Origin of the sequence: Solwaraspora sp. WMMD406, assembly GCF_029626025.1 — a bacterium.
Taxonomy (GTDB): Bacteria; Actinomycetota; Actinomycetes; order Mycobacteriales; family Micromonosporaceae; genus Micromonospora_E.
The window spans coordinates 1,749,454-1,763,958 of record NZ_JARUBF010000001.1; the positions used below are offsets into that span (position 1 = coordinate 1,749,454).

Genomic DNA, 14,505 nt, shown 5'->3' on the forward strand with positions numbered 1-14,505 from the left:
GGTGAGCCGACCGGGTTGGCCGACCGGTGATTCGACCAGGTGAGCCGACCGAGCTGACGTCGTCGTGCTCAGCAGCGGTTGATGGTCGAGTTATTCAGCACGATGTTGCGGATCACGATGTTCTGCCCGCACGGGCTCTCGGTGATCCGCGAGTTGGTCAGGGTCAGGTTCTGCAGGGTGATGTCCCGGGACACCGGGAACTCGGTTCGCGAGGCGATCCGTACGTCGGATCCGTTGACCGAGCCGGAGATCGCCGCGATGGTGACGTTGTAACAGTTCTCCAACAGGATCGAGTTGCTGCCCGTACCGGAGATGTCGATCCGGTCGATCACCGCGCCGCCGGACTCGGAGACGCAGAAGATGCCCCGGCCGCCGCCGCGCGCGATCACCGTGCCGACCCGGACGTTGGTCGGGTAGCTGTCGCCGACCCGGCCGTTGCGGTTGGCCATCCGGAACCCGGCGTACCCGGTCCCGGTGCCGGCACCCTGCGCGTCCACCGTGCCGACCGTCGCGTTGATGGTGTCGTTGAGCAGCAGGCCCGAGTAGCCGGTGTTGCGGGCGGTGACCGTGCCGACGGTCAGCCCGTCGACGCCGTAGGTCTCCACCCCGTGGCTGCTGGTGCCCTGGACGTACACGTTGTCGATCCGCACGTTGCGGGTGCGCTGGTTGCGGTCGCCGTGGTTGTCGATGCGGATGCCGAGGCCGGAGGAGACCCGGATGTCGATCTGACCGAGGGTGATGTTGACACCGTTGCGGACGAAGATGCCGTACAGCGGGCTGCCGGTGATGTTGAGGCGGGTCACCTCGACGTCGGTCACTCCGCGTGCGTAGACCACCGCCTGGTCGCCGGAGCCGGAGCCGGTCACGTTGACCGTGCCGCAGACCTCCAGGATCGTGTACGACGGCAGCGACAGCCGGGATCCCGCGCTGATCGAACCGGAGCCCCGGACGATGACCTTCTGCTTGCTGGTCCGGCCGGACGACAGGCTGTTGACCGCCGCCTGCATCGCGGAGAGCATGTTGGTGCCGGTGTAGACGGTGTTGCCGCTGTTACGGGCGGTCCAGGTCGAGCCGTTCAGCACCGCTTCGGCGTTGAACGAGCCCGAGCCGCAGTTGCCGGACGGGGGCGGGGTGGTCGGGGTGCCTCCGCTGGCGACCCGGACCATCTGCCACTGCTGGTTCCAGCCGTTGAGGTCCTGATATTGGGAAATCGTCCCACCGTCGGCGGTGGACCACTGCCAGACGTCGAGGGCCTTGCCGCTGTGCCGGTTGACGAACCGGACGTACCCGCTGTCGGAGTCGGCGACGCCGAAGTGCTGGCGGGTGGTGCCGTTGTCGGCGTTCTGGACGAGCGGGGTGCCGTCGTTGGCGTTCGGCAGTTCCAGGAACTTGCCGCTGTGCCGGGATCGGATCTTGTAGTAGCCGTTGCCGGCGTCGACGAACTGCCACTGCTGCTGGTTGCCGTCGTTGCGGGACCACTGCACGATCGGCGCGCCGTCGTCGGTGGCGAAGTTGTAGACGTCGACCGCCTTGCCGCTGTGCCGGTTGACCAGGACGTACCAGGCGTTGGTGTCGACGGTGGCGGCAGCGGCGGGCTGCAGGCCGACCGCGACGCCGGTGCCGAGCATGACGGTGGTGGCGAGCACGACGACGCCGGTTCGCCAGCGCCGCCATCTGGTGGCTGTCATCGAGATCCTCCTGGGGGTTCGGGTTCGGAAGAAGCGAGCCGGTGCGCCCCACGGCAGCGGGGAAAGGGCTTTCCGAATTGTGACGGCAATGTATCGAAGTGTTTCGATCAAGTCAATCGAGAAACCTGACATCGGTTGGCAGGTTTACCTGCCAAGGTGACGGCATGAGCACTTCCGTGAACACCACCCCGTCGGTCGGAAAGCCCGCCGACAACCCGTCGACCGGCCGGATCGTCCTGGTGGCGGGGGCCACCCGGGGAGCCGGCCGGCAGATCGCCATCCAGCTCGGCGCCGCCGGCGCCACCGTCTACGTCACCGGCCGCAGCACCCGGCTGCGTCGATCGGAAATGGACCGGCCGGAGACGATCGAGGACACCGCCGACCTCGTCACGGCGGCCGGCGGCACCGGCATCGCCGTACCGACCGATCACTTGGATCCGGCGCAGGTCGAGGCCCTGACCCAGCGGATCGCCGACGACCACGGTCGGCTCGACGTACTGGTCAACGACATCTGGGGAGCCGACCACCTGATCGACTTCGAAGCCCCGCTCTGGGACCAGCGTCTCGACGACGGCCTGCGCGCGCTCCGGCTGGCCATCGACACCCACCTGATCACCAGCCACTACGCGCTGCCGCTGATGATCCGTGACCCGGGCGGCCTGGTGGTGGAGATGACCGACGGCACCGCCGACTACAACGCCACCCGCTACCGGCAGTCCATCTTCTACGACACGGCCAAGAACGCCGTCATCCGGTTGGCCTTCGCGCAGGCGCAGGAGCTGCGGCCGTACGGGGCGACGGTCGTGGCCCTGTCGCCTGGCTGGATCCGGTCCGAGGCGATGCTGGACCACTTCGGGGTGACCGAGGCCACCTGGCGCGACGGCACCGCCACGGATCCGCACTTCGTGATCTCGGAGACGCCCGTCCTGGTCGGCCGGGCGGTGGCCGCGCTCGCCGCCGACCCGACCGTCGCCCGGTTCACCGGACAGTCCCTGTCCAGCGGGCAGCTCGCCAAGGAGTACGGCTTCACCGACCTCGACGGCAGCCAGCCGGACGCCTACCGCTACCTGGTGGAGGTCGTCGAGGCCGGCAAGGCCGCCGACGCCACCGGATACCGCTGACGCCGACGGCCAGGGTTCAGGTCACCGGATCCGCCACCCGCCGGTCGGCGTAGAGCGCGGTGAGCCGCGCGGCGGCGGCCCGCATCCGGTCGCGCAGCGCGGCCGGGGCGATCACCTCCACCTCCGGTCCCAACGCCTGCAGCTGCGTGTACGCCACCTCGGGGGACTCGACCGGCAGACGGGTCCGTACCCAGCCCTGACTGTCGGGCGGGTCGGCGGCGTCGACCGCCGCCTGGGCTGCCGGTGCCTCCACCGCCCACCGCAGCGCCCGCAACCCGGCCGGGCTCAGCCGTACGACGATCTCGTCGGCGAGCACCCGCCGGACGAACTCCCCCGACCGGGCGGCCCAGAAGCCGGCCAGATCGAAGGCGGGCTCCCGATCGAAGCGCTGATCGGTGCGGGTCACCGCCCGCACCCGGTCCACCCGGTAGATCCGATGGTCGCCGTCGACCCGGCCGACCAGATACCAGGTGCCGTTCTTCCACACCAGCCCGTACGGCTGGACGGTCCGGGTCACCTCGACGTCGCGCTGGTAGCGCAGCTCGACAACGAGGTCCCGCCAGGCCGCCCCGGCCAGCTCGGCCAGCAGCGGGGGCGGGTCGGCCTGGTGGAACCAGCCCGGAGCGTCCAGGTGGAAACGCTGTCGGGCCTGGTCGGCCGCGTCGCGCAGCCCGGCCGGCAGGGCCGCCGTGACCTTGAGCTGCGCCACACCGAGCACGTCGGCGAGCCCCATCTCGGCGGCCGGTCCTGGCAGTCCGGACAGGAACAGCGTCTGCGCTTCGGCCCGGCTCAACCCGGTCAACCGGGTCCGGTAGCCGTCGAGCAGCCGGTATCCGCCGGCGCGTCCCTGATCGGCGTAGACCGGAACCCCGGCGGCGGACAACGCCAGCACGTCGCGGTAGATGGTGCGCACCGACACGTCCAGTTCGGCGGCGAGTTCGGCGGCGGTCATCACCTCCCTGGCCTGCAACAGCAGCACCAGGGAGATCAGCCGCGCCGCCCGCACCGGTCAGGCCCCGACCGGCAGTGCCGCACCGTCGGCCACGGTGAGCTGGTACGCCCGGTGCGGTGCCCAACCGGCGACGAGGCTGAACCGGTCGCCGCGGACGACGGTCTCCCGCCGCTCCACCGGGGTCGCGGCGATCCGGCCGGTGCGGACATCTGGGAGATGGCGGCGTTCCTGGAGAAGCGACCTCCCCGCTTCACGGGGCGATGACGCCGGGCCGAACCCGGTCGGCTCGACCGTCTTCAGCACAGTTTTGCGGCAATTGGTCGGACGGATGAGGCGCATCACGGCCGGACCGGCAAGGATTGCAACATGAAGGTTCTCTTCCTGGGTGGCCCGTGGCATGAACAACGTCGCGAGGTGACCCCCCGCCGTCTCGCCGCTGCCGCGGACACTCTGCCCACGCAATACACGGTGCCGCTCCAGACCGGAGCTGAGCCCGTAACCTACACCCGTCGCTACGCCCGCAGCCAGGGCGAGCGGCTGCCGGTCTACGTCGCGCCCGACTATTCCGGCCCGGCCCGCGCCTGAGGTGCCCGGCGCGGCGGCCGGCGGAGCCGAGGAGGCTCCGCCGGCCACCGCGCCCCGGCCGTCCGATCGGTGATGCGAACAGCCGATCACCGTGTGTCGTCGAGGCCTCGCAGCGGACCGGCCAGCTCGCGTTCGAAGAAGTCCAGGAACCCGTCGGGGTCCGGCCCGGCGTTCTGGAGCACGATGTGGTCGAACCCGGCGTCGACGTACGGGCGGACCGCCGCCAGGTGCACGGCCGGGTCCGGCCCGACGCTGAAGTGCTCGCGGATGTCGTCGGTGTCGACCATCGCCGAGGCGGCCTCGAAGTTGACCGGGTTCGGCAGTTCGCTCATCACCTTCCAGCCGGTCAGTGCCCAGCGGCTGGACTCCCACGCCGCCCGTACCGCCTGGTCCTCGTCGACCGCCCAGGCGACGGGCACCTCGGCGTAGAGCGGACCTTTGCCGCCGGCCCGGTGGAAGTGGTCGACGATCGACGCCTTCGGTTCGGTGGCGAAGACCCCGTCGCCGAGTTCGGCGGCGAGGTGGGCCGACTCCGCGCCGCTGGCGGCCACCGCGATCGCCGGCGGCGTCTCCGGCAGGTCGAACACCCGCGCGTCGTCGAGCTGCAGGTGTTTTCCCTGGTACGACTGGTAGCCGCCGGACCAGAGCAACCTGATGATCTCCAGCGCTTCGCGGAGTCGTTCGTGTCGACCGTGCACGCTGGGAAACGGCTGGCCGGTGACGTGTTCGTTGAGCCGTTCACCGGCACCGACCCCGAGAGTGAACCGGCCGTCGGACAGTAGCGCCATGGTCGCCGCGGCCTGGGCGACGATCGCCGGGTGGTAGCGCAGGCTGGGGCAGGTGACGCCGGTGGCCAGCCCGATCCGCTCGGTACGGCTGGCGATCGCGCCGAGCACACTCCAGGTAAACGGCGAATGGCCCTGAGTGTCGAGCCAGGGGTGAAAGTGGTCGCTCATCTCGACGAAGTCGAAGCCGGCCTGTTCGGCCCGGACAGCCTGACGGATCAGTTCCTGCGGCCCGAACGCCTCGGTGGCGAGTTTGTAGCCGATCTGCATCTGGCGCCTCCCCGGTAGTCGAATCGCCTGGTGAGCGACACCATCTGGTATCTCCGGCGCTGCTCGATATCGGCATACCCGGTGGCCATCGACCTATTCATGGTCGCCTCGGGCGGGGACCCGTGGCCGCCGGCTCACGGCAAGGCCCGCATCGGGTAGGCATCGGTGACCGGGGCCAGCGTGGGAATCTCCGACCAGCCGGACCAGCCGCTGTCGAGCACGATCTCGCCGCCGGTGTGGCGCAGCATCGTCTCGGTGTCGAGCAGCACGACCGCCTCCGCCGGGTACGCCCGCAGCAAGGCGAGCGCCGCGTCGACGACCTCGTACGCCTCGCGGTCGGCGTGTCCGGGTGGGTCGTCGATCGCTCGTACCTGGAACAGCACGCCCAGCCGGGGCTGGTCGACGCCGGCGTGCTGGCCGGACTCGATGTCTTCCGGGTCGTCGGCCTGCCACGCGGTCGCGGTCAGGGTGTCGCCTCGGGCGAGGCCGAACCGGGTACGGTCGGCGCCGAGCAGGTGGGCCAGCAGGCTGAGAGCCTGTTCCGGGGTCACGTCCGCCGCGCTGTGCAGCCAGTAGTCGTCAGCCATCTAGAACTCCCGCCGCCATGGATCGAGGAGAACAACCTGACTTCTTATGACGGCAATGACTTCTTGGAGACCATTTACCGGTTTGCTGCGTAGGCGGTCCTGGATTTCGGCTATTGTGACCGGACATTCGTCGAGGTTGAGGATGATGCGTTCGGCTTGGCCGTTTCGCACCTTGTCGCTGATCTTGTTGCGTATCTCGTCCGGGTTCGCGGTGGTCGGCGCGTAGCAGTCGAAATACCGTCCTTCAACCAGGTAATCGGGATGCTTGCCGTTTTCCCGGCCCTTCGGGTTCTGCTCGATCTGATAGCCGTAGGCGGCGAGGAGGGCGGCGCTGTCGTTTTCCCGGTGATGGCCGCGCTGGGGTTTGCGGGTACGGGCGCCGGCCCGCTCGCCGGTTGGTGGTCGCGGGGTGCCGGCGTGCGAGGGCAGCGTCGGGACGTGGAACGGCGGGATCGCTCGGGCGGCGTGCGGCAGCGGTATCCCGAGCGAGTGGCAGTATTCCTCGATGGCTCGGATCGCCGCCGTACCCAGGGTATAGGCGGCGCCGAGTCGGTCGACGGCGGCTCCGGTGTCGGCGACCGTGGCCGCGACCTCACCGCTGCGGGTCCCGTGCGTCGAATGCAGGAAACGATGTTGAGCGCGGGTCAGCTCGAACGCCGTGCCCATGATGTGAGCGCCGGTGGCCGACAGTTGGCTTATCACGTCGTCGATAGCGCGACCAAGACGATCCACCGTCATTGCGCCAGCCCGCAAGCGACGGTGGGTGCCATGGTGGTTACTTTACGCAAGAGGGGTCTGGTAGGGGTGACTGGATAGGTTCCTGATCCCGGTGGTGCTGTCTGCTGTGGAGGCTGGTAGGTTGACCAGCCATGCCCGCCGATCCGCCGCCGTCGTATGACGAGCTGCTGGCGTTGAACGCCGGGCTGGCAGCACGGCTGGAGCAGGCGCTGACGCGGATCGCTGAGCTTGAGGCCCGGTTGAAGCAGTCGTCTGCCAACTCGTCGAAACCGCCGTCGAGCGACGGGCTGGCCAAACCGGCGCCGAAGTCGCTGCGGGGCCGTTCGGGTCGCCGGCCGGGCCGTCCCACCGGCGGCGAGGGCACCACCCTGTCCCAGGTGGCGGATCCGGACGTGATCGTCCGGCATGTGCCGGACACCTGTGGCGGCTGCGGAGGCGGCCTGACCGACCCGGCCGAGGTGACGGTCACCCGCCGGCAGGTGTTCGACATCCCCCAGCCTCGGGTCGTGGTGACCGAGCACCAGATCGTCACCGTCGCCTGCCGGTGCGGGCACCACACCACCGCCGCGACACCCGTCGGGGCCACCGCGCCCGCCGTCTACGGACCACGGATCGCCGCGATCGGCGTCTACCTGCTCCACGGACAGTTCCTGTCCATCGGCCGCACCGCCGACGCGATCCGTGACCTGTTCGGCCTGCCCGTCGCGGCGGCCACCATCACCGCCTGGGTCACCCGCACCGCCCTCGGCGTCATCGACACGGTGCTCCCCGTCATCCGTGACCGCGTCCGACACGCCCCGGTCGCGCACTTCGACGAGACCGGCATGCGCGTCGACGGCCGCCTCGCCTGGCTGCACTCCGCCTCCACACCCACCGACGTGCTCCTCACCGTGCACCGCCGGCGCGGCACCGCCGGAATGGACGACGCCGGCGTGCTGCCCGCCTTCACCGGCACCGCCGTGCACGACGCGTGGGCCCCGTACGACACCTACACCGACGCGGTCCACGCCCTGTGCAACGCCCACGTGCTGCGGGAACTGGTCTACGTGGTCGACACCGCCACCGGACAGGTCGCCGACCTCGCCGGCCAGGCCGCCGCGGCCCTGCGGCAACTGAACCACCTGACGGTCACGGCCCGCGCCGACGGCGGTGAACCCGACCCGGCCGACCTCGCCGAACAGACCCACCTGCTGCGCTCGGCCGTCGTACTCGGCGCCGAGGCCACCGCCGACCGCACCGACAAGCTGCACCGCAAGTACCACGCCCTGTTCGTGCGGCTACGGGACCGACGCGCCGACTACCTGCGGTTCCTCACCGACCCGGCCGTCCCGTTCGACAACAACCCGGCCGAGCGGACCATCCGCATGCCGAAACTCCGGATCAAGGTCTCCGGCAGTATGCGCACCATGACCGGAGCCGAACACTTCGCCGCGATCCGCAGCTACACCGCCACCGCCACCCGACACGGCATCAACATGCTCGACGCACTCACCCGAGCCGCCGCCGGCAGCCCCTGGATTCCCACAACCACCTGACCCACCTCGCGCGCTTGCGGTATTCCAAGGTCCCACGCACCTATCCAGTCACTGGTAGGGAAGTGATCGGAGGGCGGGATCTCGGTCGAGGCCTACAACTCTCGACATCGCGTACGGTGGCCGGACGAATTGTCGGTGATCCATGTCACCCATGGAAATTCCGCCGCTGGAAGATGGGCGCTGGAAGGCGGGCGCCGCCTCATCCTCGACGGACATCGCCCCAGCCGGGTTCCCGGGTCAGCACCAGGGCACTGTTGAACCCGTCGAAGCCCCGGGCGGTCACCAGCGCCGCCCGACCGGCGACTTCCGTCGGAGACCGGACGAAGTCGAGGTCACAACCAGGTGCCGGGCGGCGCGGCGCGGCGGTCGGCGGCAGCAGCCGGTGTCGCAGCGCCAACAACGCGGTCGCCACGTCGAGCGCGGCGCTGCCCTGATGTGCCCGCCCGGTCAACGGCTTCTGCGTCGTCACCGGCGGCAGATGCGGCCCACACACGGCCCGCAACGCGCGGACCTCGGCGGCGTCGAAGCGGGGTACGCCGAGCGCGTCCGGGAAGCAGACGTCGATCTGGTCCGGCCGCACGTCGGCCGCGGCCAACGCGAGCCGCATCGCCCGGGCGTACTGCCCGACGTCACCACCGGCGTGCCGGCCGGTGTGCGCCGCGTCGTGACTGGCCCCCCAGCCGGAGACCTCCCCGTAGATCACCGGTGCCCCACGGGCCAGCGCGTGGCCGAGCTCCTCGACCACCAACACCGCGCCACCCTCGCCGGGCAGGTATCCGCCGGCGTCGACGTCGAACGGCAGGTACGCACGCTCGGGGTCGGTGCCGGTGCTGAGCAGGCCGTTACGCATCTGGCAGGCCAACGCGTACGGGCTCAACGCGCACTCGGTCGCGCCGGCCAGCACCACGTCCGCGCCCCGGCGAATGGTCCGGGCCGCGTGAGCCAGGCTGTCCAGCCCGCCGGCGGCCTCGGCGACCAGCACGCCACACGCTCCCTTGAACTGGTGGGCGATGGACAGCTGGCCGACGCTGGCCGCGTAGAACCAGGCGATCGACTGGTACGCCCCGACGGTGCGGGCCGGTCGGCTCCACAGCCGTTGCAGCTCCCGCTGACCGAACAGATTGCCACCCGAGTTGCTGGCCAACGCCACCGCGTACCGGTCCGGGTCCGTCGCCGTGGGCGGCAGTGCGGCGTCGTCCAACGCCAGCCGGGTGCCGGCGAACGCCAGATGCGTCCACCGGTCGGTCTGCACCGTCCGGCGGTTGTCCGTCCACTCCAGAGCATCGAAGTCGCTGACCTCGCCGGCCAGGGTCACCTCGTACGGATCGGCGTCGAACAGGCTGATCCGGCCGGTGCGTACCTGCCCGGCGAGGGTCGCCTTCCAATGCTGGCCGACCCCGATCCCGGTCGGTGCCACCACCCCGATCCCGGTGACGACCGCCCGTCGGATCCCGTCCGCCGCCGTCCGTCGGTCGGCGCTGTCCGCCGGCTGTCCGTCGGTGCTGCCGGCCGGCCGTCGGTCGGCGTTCACCGCTGACCCCGCTCCGGGCGGGCGAACACCATGGCCGACTGGAACCCGCCGAAGCCGCTGCCGACCGAGAGCGCGACGTCGACCGGCAGTTCGCGGGCGACGTTCGGCACGTAGTCGAGGTCGCACTCGGGGTCGCGGGTCGACCAATTGGCGGTCGGTGGCACCACCCCGTGTGCCATCGCGAGCGCGCAGGCGGCCATTTCGATGGAGCCGATCGCGCCGAGCGAGTGGCCCACCATCGACTTGATCGAGCTGATTGGCACCTGGTACGCCGCCTCGCCAAGGGCCCGTTTGAACGCTGCGGTCTCGTGCCGGTCGTTCTGCCTGGTTCCGGAGCCGTGCGCGCTGACGTAGGAGACGTCGTCGGGATGGAGCCGTGCCTGATTCATCGCATCGCGGATGGCCGCCGCCATCTCGATGCCGTCCGGCCGTAACCCGGTCATGTGGTAGCCGTTGCTGCGGGTGGCGTACCCGGCCAGCTCGCAGTAGATCCGGGCGTCCCGCTGTCGGGCGTGGTCGAGTTCCTCCAGCACCAGCACGGCCGCTCCTTCGGCCAGGACGAATCCGTGCCGGTTGTCGTCGAACGGGCGGGAAGCGTGGGCCGGATCGGCGTTGTCCGGGGTGGTCGCCTTGATCGCGTCGAACGAGGCGAGCGTCACCGGTGAGATCGGCGAGTCTGCCGCGCCGGCCAGCATGACGTCGGCGTCACCGTCCACGATCAGCTGATGGGCGTAGCCGATCGCGTCGATGCCGGACGTGCAGCCGGTGGAGATCACCTGCGCCGGGCCGTGCCAACCGTGCCGGCAGGCGACGTCCGCCGCCAGGCTGCTGGGCACCAGCGCCTGATACAGGTACGGCGTGGTGCAGTCCGGATCCACCAACCAGCGCGCGCCGCTGTCACTGGCCACGACGTACTCCTCTTCGAGGGCCATCGTGCCGCCGACCGCCGAGCCGAGGGCGACTCCGGCCCGGTTCCGACCGGCGTCGGTCAGGTCGAGGCCGGCGTCGGTGATCGCCTCGATCGAGCAGGCGAGGGCGAACTGCACGTACCGGTCGGCGCGGCGTCGCTCCCGTACGGTGAGCCCGGCGCGGACCGGGTCGAAGTCGCATTCGGCCGCGATCTGCGACCGGAACGGTGCCGGGTCGAAGAAGGTGATCCGGCGGGTGGCGGTCCGGCCGGCGGTGATCGTCGCCCAGAAGTCGTCGCGGGTGACCCCGCCGGGGGCCACCACCCCGATACCGGTCACCACCGTACGTCGGGGTGCGCGGGCGGACCTCACTGCCGGACCTCGCGCGGTACGGCCGACGGCGGTCGGGGGCGCAGCGGCGTGTCCGGCCCGGGACCGATCACCCCGGGACCTTCGGTGTCGACGTGGCCGAGTTCCGGCCGGGGTGCCAGCGGGCCGAGGTGGAACACCACCTCGGCGGGTCCGCCGCCGACGTTGCGCAGCCGGTGCCGGGTGTTGATCGGCACGAACAGCGCTTCGGCCCGGTTGACGGCCACCGGCAGGTCGTCCAGATCGACGATGATCGCGCCCCGGGCCACGTAGAGGAACTCTTCGCTGTACGGGTGGTAGTGCTCGGCGATCGTCTCGCCGGGGCGCAGCACCGCCACACCGAGGAAACCCGAGGTGCTGCCGACGGTTCTCGGTCCCAGCAGTACCCGCAGCTCCGCTCCGCGTCGGCGGTCCGGGGCGAGGTCACGGGCGGCGACGTGGCGGGGGTCACTCATGACCGGCACCTCCCGAAGAGACCAGCCCATGGTGGCGGGCCACCGTCTCGATCCGGTCCCGGATGATCTCCATCTGGATCCGGCTGTTGGTGTTGATCCGCTCCGTCATCGCCGCGTTGTCGACCGGTGCGTCCGGGCGCATCGCGAAGTCCTGGATCCAGGTCATCCGGGTGCCTTCCGGTACCTCGGTGTATCGCCAGTGGATGCGCATGTACTGGAACGGTCCGGGTTCCACCCGGTAGGCCCGTACCTCGCGCCGCGCCCGGTCGACGCTGCGTTCGCTGACCCAGCTCCAGGCGATGCCGTTCTCGTCCGGATGCATCGTGAGCCGGAACCGTACGGTGTCGCCCCGGCGGTGCAGGATCGTCGCCACCGCGTACTCGGTGAACAACTCGGGCCAGCGGCTGACGTCGTTGGTGACGTCCCAGACCAGCTGGAGCGGGGCGGCGATGACGATGCTGTTCTCGGTGTGTCCGGGTGGGTCGGGTACGTCCGGTCCGGCGCTGGCTTCAGCCGGCGTCGCGGTCTCGTCCTGGGGCGCGGTCTCATCCTGTGTGGGAGCCTCGCCTTCGGGGGCCTCGCCCTCGGGGGCCTCGCCTTCGGGAGCCTCGCCGGTGGCGATCCCGTCGGCGATCAGCTCGGTGATCTGGGCGATCGTCAGTTCCGCGCTCTGCTCGGGGATCCGTACCCGGTAGCGGTCGGCGACGACGGCCTGCAGTTCCAGCAACGCGAGCGAGTCCATGCCGAGTTCCGCCAGTGACGCGGCCGGCGTCGCGGCGGCGCCGGCCGCGTCGAGCCCGCAGTTGCGGACCAGGATGGCGGTGATGTCGGCTGAGGTGACGGGCCGGTTTTCGTCGGTGATGCTCATCTGGTCCTCCCAGGGTGCGCGAAACTGACATCGGTCGGCAGGTCGATCCAGGTCTACGGCTGATCTGGTTCATCGGGTGGGTCGGACTCACCGGACTCACCGGACCGGTCGGACCGGTCGGCTGGCTCGTCGAGGAGTCGGTCGACCAGGGTGGTCGAGTACCGTCCCTTGCGGAAACCGGCGTCGTCGAGCACCCGACGCAGAAACGGAATCGTGGTGCGTACGCCCGGTCCGCAGACCTGGAACTCGCCGAGCGCCCGCTCCATCCGGTTGAGCGCGAGTTCCCGGTCGGGTGCCCAGACCACCACCTTGGCCAGCAGCGAGTCGTAGTGCGGACTGATCAGGTAACCGGGACGACCATGGGTGTCGACCCGGGTGAACGGTCCGCCGGGTGGCTCGAAACGCTCCAACCGGCCCGGGGCCGGCGCGAATCCGCGCTGCGGATCTTCCGCGTTGACCCGACACTCGATCGCCACTCCCCGGGGCCGGATCTCGGACTGGCGCAGCCGCAGCGGTGTGCCGGCGGCGATGTGCACCTGCTCCTGCACCAGGTCGACGCCGGTGATCATCTCGGTGACCGGATGCTCCACCTGGATCCGGCAGTTGATCTCGATGAAGTGGAACCGGTCGTGCTCGTCTACCAGGAACTCGAACGTCCCGGCGCCGACGTAACCGACCGCCAACGCACTCCGTACCGCCACCGACGCCATCTCGTCGAGCATCGCCGCCGGCAGCACGGGGGCCGGACCCTCCTCGATCAGCTTCTGGTGGCGGCGTTGCACCGAGCAGTCGCGGGTGCCGAGGTGCACGCCGTTGCCGTACCCGTCGCAGAGCACCTGGACCTCGACGTGCCGGGCCTGGGTCAGATACCGCTCCAGGTAGACGCGGTCGTCGCCGAAGGCCGTCCGGGCGGCCTGGCGGGTCCGCCGGTACGCCGCCGCCAGCTCCGGTTCGCCGGCCACCACGGTCATCCCGCGCCCGCCGCCACCAGCCGCCGCCTTGATGATCACCGGGTAGCCGATCTCGGCGGCGACCCGCGCCGCCTGAGCGGCGTCGGCGACCGGTTCCCGGCTGCCCGGGGGCAGGGGCAGCCCGGCCGCGCCGAGCACCGCCCGCGCCCGGGACTTGTCGCCGAGCGCCGACATCACCGCCGGTGGTGGGCCGATGAAGACCAGCCCGTTGTCGGCGCAGATCTCGGCGAAGTCCGGATCCTCGGAGAGGAAACCGTATCCGGGATGGATCGCCTGGGCCCCGGTCTGCCGGGCCGCCTCGATGATCGCGGCGGCGTTGAGGTAGCTGAGCCGGCCCGGCGCCGGACCGATGTGCACGGACTCGTCCGCGAACCGGACGACCGCGCAGTCCCGGTCGGCGGTGGAGTGGACCGCCACGGTACGCACCCCGAGTTCCCGGCAGGCGCGGGCGATCCGCAACGCGATCTCGCCGCGGTTGGCGATCAGGATCTTCTCGAACACCGGTACGCCTCCTCAGCCAGGGTCCAGCGTGATCAGGGGTTGGTCGTACTCGACCGGCGTGCCGTCGGCGACGAGCACCGCGGCCACCACCCCGGACCGGTCGCAGGCGATCTCGTTCATCAACTTCATCGCTTCGACGATCCCGATCACCTGACCGGGGCGCAGCCGGTCGCCGACGGCGACGAACGGCTGGCCACCCGGTTCGGCGGCCCGATAGAAGGTGCCGACGATCGGCGAGCGGACCTGCGGGCGCGTCTCGGCCTGGTCGCCACCGTGTCCGTTGTGCTGACCAGGGCCGTGCCCGGTGTCCCGAGCAGGGATCTGGTCGGGACCCGGCGGGGCGCTCCGATCAGGTGTCCGCTGCTGTGCCCCGTCAGTGGGTACGGCCGGCGACCCGTCTCCGGGTCCGACGTCCGGACGCCCCACCACGGCTGGGTCGTGCCATTCGATCTCGATCACCGTCTCGCCGTGCCGTACCTGGATCCGGCGTAACGGTCCGGTGAGCCCGCCGACCAACGCGTGGGTCTGTTCCGCGAGCCGGCGAAGCTGACCGGTGAGTTCCGCCGGTGCCGGGGCATCGTTCGTGGGCGCGTCGGGCATCACCGCACCACCCCGATGGTCTGGTCCGCCGCCGGTCGTGA

At 70.5% G+C, this 14,505-nt stretch carries 15 protein-coding genes; 3 read left to right on the forward strand and 12 right to left on the reverse strand.

From position 1 onward, the window contains the following. Window positions 1-68: 68 nt before the first annotated feature. Window positions 69-1,688: an RICIN domain-containing protein gene (locus O7632_RS07995; RefSeq protein WP_278112711.1), complete on the reverse strand. Its 1,620-nt coding sequence runs from the start codon at window positions 1,686-1,688 to the stop codon at window positions 69-71. A 164-nt stretch (window positions 1,689-1,852) separates the two neighbouring features. On the opposite strand from O7632_RS07995, the gene O7632_RS08000 reads away from it, so the two are divergent. Next, window positions 1,853-2,809, forward strand: coding sequence for an SDR family oxidoreductase (locus O7632_RS08000; protein WP_278112713.1), 957 nt, complete (start codon window positions 1,853-1,855; stop codon window positions 2,807-2,809). A gap of 16 nt (window positions 2,810-2,825) precedes the next feature. On the opposite strand, the gene O7632_RS08005 is transcribed toward O7632_RS08000, so the two are convergent. Next, window positions 2,826-3,815, reverse strand: a complete 990-nt coding sequence (locus O7632_RS08005) for a WYL domain-containing protein (RefSeq protein WP_278112715.1) — start codon at window positions 3,813-3,815, stop codon at window positions 2,826-2,828. A gap of 3 nt (window positions 3,816-3,818) precedes the next feature. Then, window positions 3,819-4,064, reverse strand: coding sequence for a hypothetical protein (locus tag O7632_RS08010; RefSeq protein WP_278112717.1), 246 nt, complete (start codon window positions 4,062-4,064; stop codon window positions 3,819-3,821). A 63-nt stretch (window positions 4,065-4,127) separates the two neighbouring features. Between O7632_RS08010 and O7632_RS08015 the strand changes: the two genes are divergently transcribed. Further along, window positions 4,128-4,346: a hypothetical protein gene (locus O7632_RS08015; protein WP_278112719.1), complete on the forward strand. Its 219-nt coding sequence runs from the start codon at window positions 4,128-4,130 to the stop codon at window positions 4,344-4,346. Window positions 4,347-4,432: 86 nt separating this feature from the next. Here O7632_RS08015 and O7632_RS08020 read toward each other — a convergent pair whose 3' ends face one another. The 3 genes from O7632_RS08020 to O7632_RS08030 form a co-directional block, all read right to left on the reverse strand. After that, complete coding sequence (locus O7632_RS08020) at window positions 4,433-5,401, reverse strand: TIGR03557 family F420-dependent LLM class oxidoreductase (protein ID WP_278112721.1); 969 nt, start codon at window positions 5,399-5,401, stop codon at window positions 4,433-4,435. Between the two features lie 134 nt (window positions 5,402-5,535). After that, window positions 5,536-5,988: a SitI3 family protein gene (locus O7632_RS08025; RefSeq protein WP_278112723.1), complete on the reverse strand. Its 453-nt coding sequence runs from the start codon at window positions 5,986-5,988 to the stop codon at window positions 5,536-5,538. Continuing rightward, window positions 5,989-6,726: a hypothetical protein gene (locus O7632_RS08030; RefSeq protein ID WP_278112725.1), complete on the reverse strand. Its 738-nt coding sequence runs from the start codon at window positions 6,724-6,726 to the stop codon at window positions 5,989-5,991. Window positions 6,727-6,857: 131 nt separating this feature from the next. On the opposite strand from O7632_RS08030, the gene O7632_RS08035 reads away from it, so the two are divergent. Continuing rightward, window positions 6,858-8,261, forward strand: a complete 1,404-nt coding sequence (locus O7632_RS08035; RefSeq protein WP_278110308.1) for an IS66 family transposase — start codon at window positions 6,858-6,860, stop codon at window positions 8,259-8,261. A 199-nt stretch (window positions 8,262-8,460) separates the two neighbouring features. Here the strand turns inward: O7632_RS08035 and O7632_RS08040 are convergent, their stop codons facing one another. The 6 genes from O7632_RS08040 to O7632_RS08065 form a co-directional block, all read right to left on the reverse strand. Then, a complete protein-coding gene (locus O7632_RS08040) occupies window positions 8,461-9,711 on the reverse strand; it encodes a beta-ketoacyl synthase N-terminal-like domain-containing protein (RefSeq protein WP_278119917.1) in 1,251 nt (416 codons plus the stop codon). A gap of 77 nt (window positions 9,712-9,788) precedes the next feature. Beyond that, the gene (locus O7632_RS08045) at window positions 9,789-11,072 is read right to left on the reverse strand and encodes a beta-ketoacyl-[acyl-carrier-protein] synthase family protein (protein WP_278112726.1); all 1,284 of its coding nucleotides are present in this window, start codon (window positions 11,070-11,072) and stop codon (window positions 9,789-9,791) included. Further along, the gene (locus O7632_RS08050; RefSeq protein ID WP_278112729.1) at window positions 11,069-11,524 is read right to left on the reverse strand and encodes a cupin domain-containing protein; all 456 of its coding nucleotides are present in this window, start codon (window positions 11,522-11,524) and stop codon (window positions 11,069-11,071) included. Before O7632_RS08050 ends, O7632_RS08045 begins: the two co-directional genes overlap by 4 nt. After that, window positions 11,517-12,392, reverse strand: a complete 876-nt coding sequence (locus O7632_RS08055) for an SRPBCC family protein (RefSeq protein WP_278112730.1) — start codon at window positions 12,390-12,392, stop codon at window positions 11,517-11,519. Before O7632_RS08055 ends, O7632_RS08050 begins: the two co-directional genes overlap by 8 nt. A 53-nt stretch (window positions 12,393-12,445) precedes the next feature. Then, a complete protein-coding gene (locus O7632_RS08060) occupies window positions 12,446-13,864 on the reverse strand; it encodes an acetyl-CoA carboxylase biotin carboxylase subunit (protein ID WP_278112732.1) in 1,419 nt (472 codons plus the stop codon). Window positions 13,865-13,876: 12 nt separating this feature from the next. Beyond that, the gene (locus tag O7632_RS08065) at window positions 13,877-14,464 is read right to left on the reverse strand and encodes a biotin/lipoyl-containing protein (protein WP_278112734.1); all 588 of its coding nucleotides are present in this window, start codon (window positions 14,462-14,464) and stop codon (window positions 13,877-13,879) included. Between the last annotated feature and the right edge of the window lie 41 nt (window positions 14,465-14,505).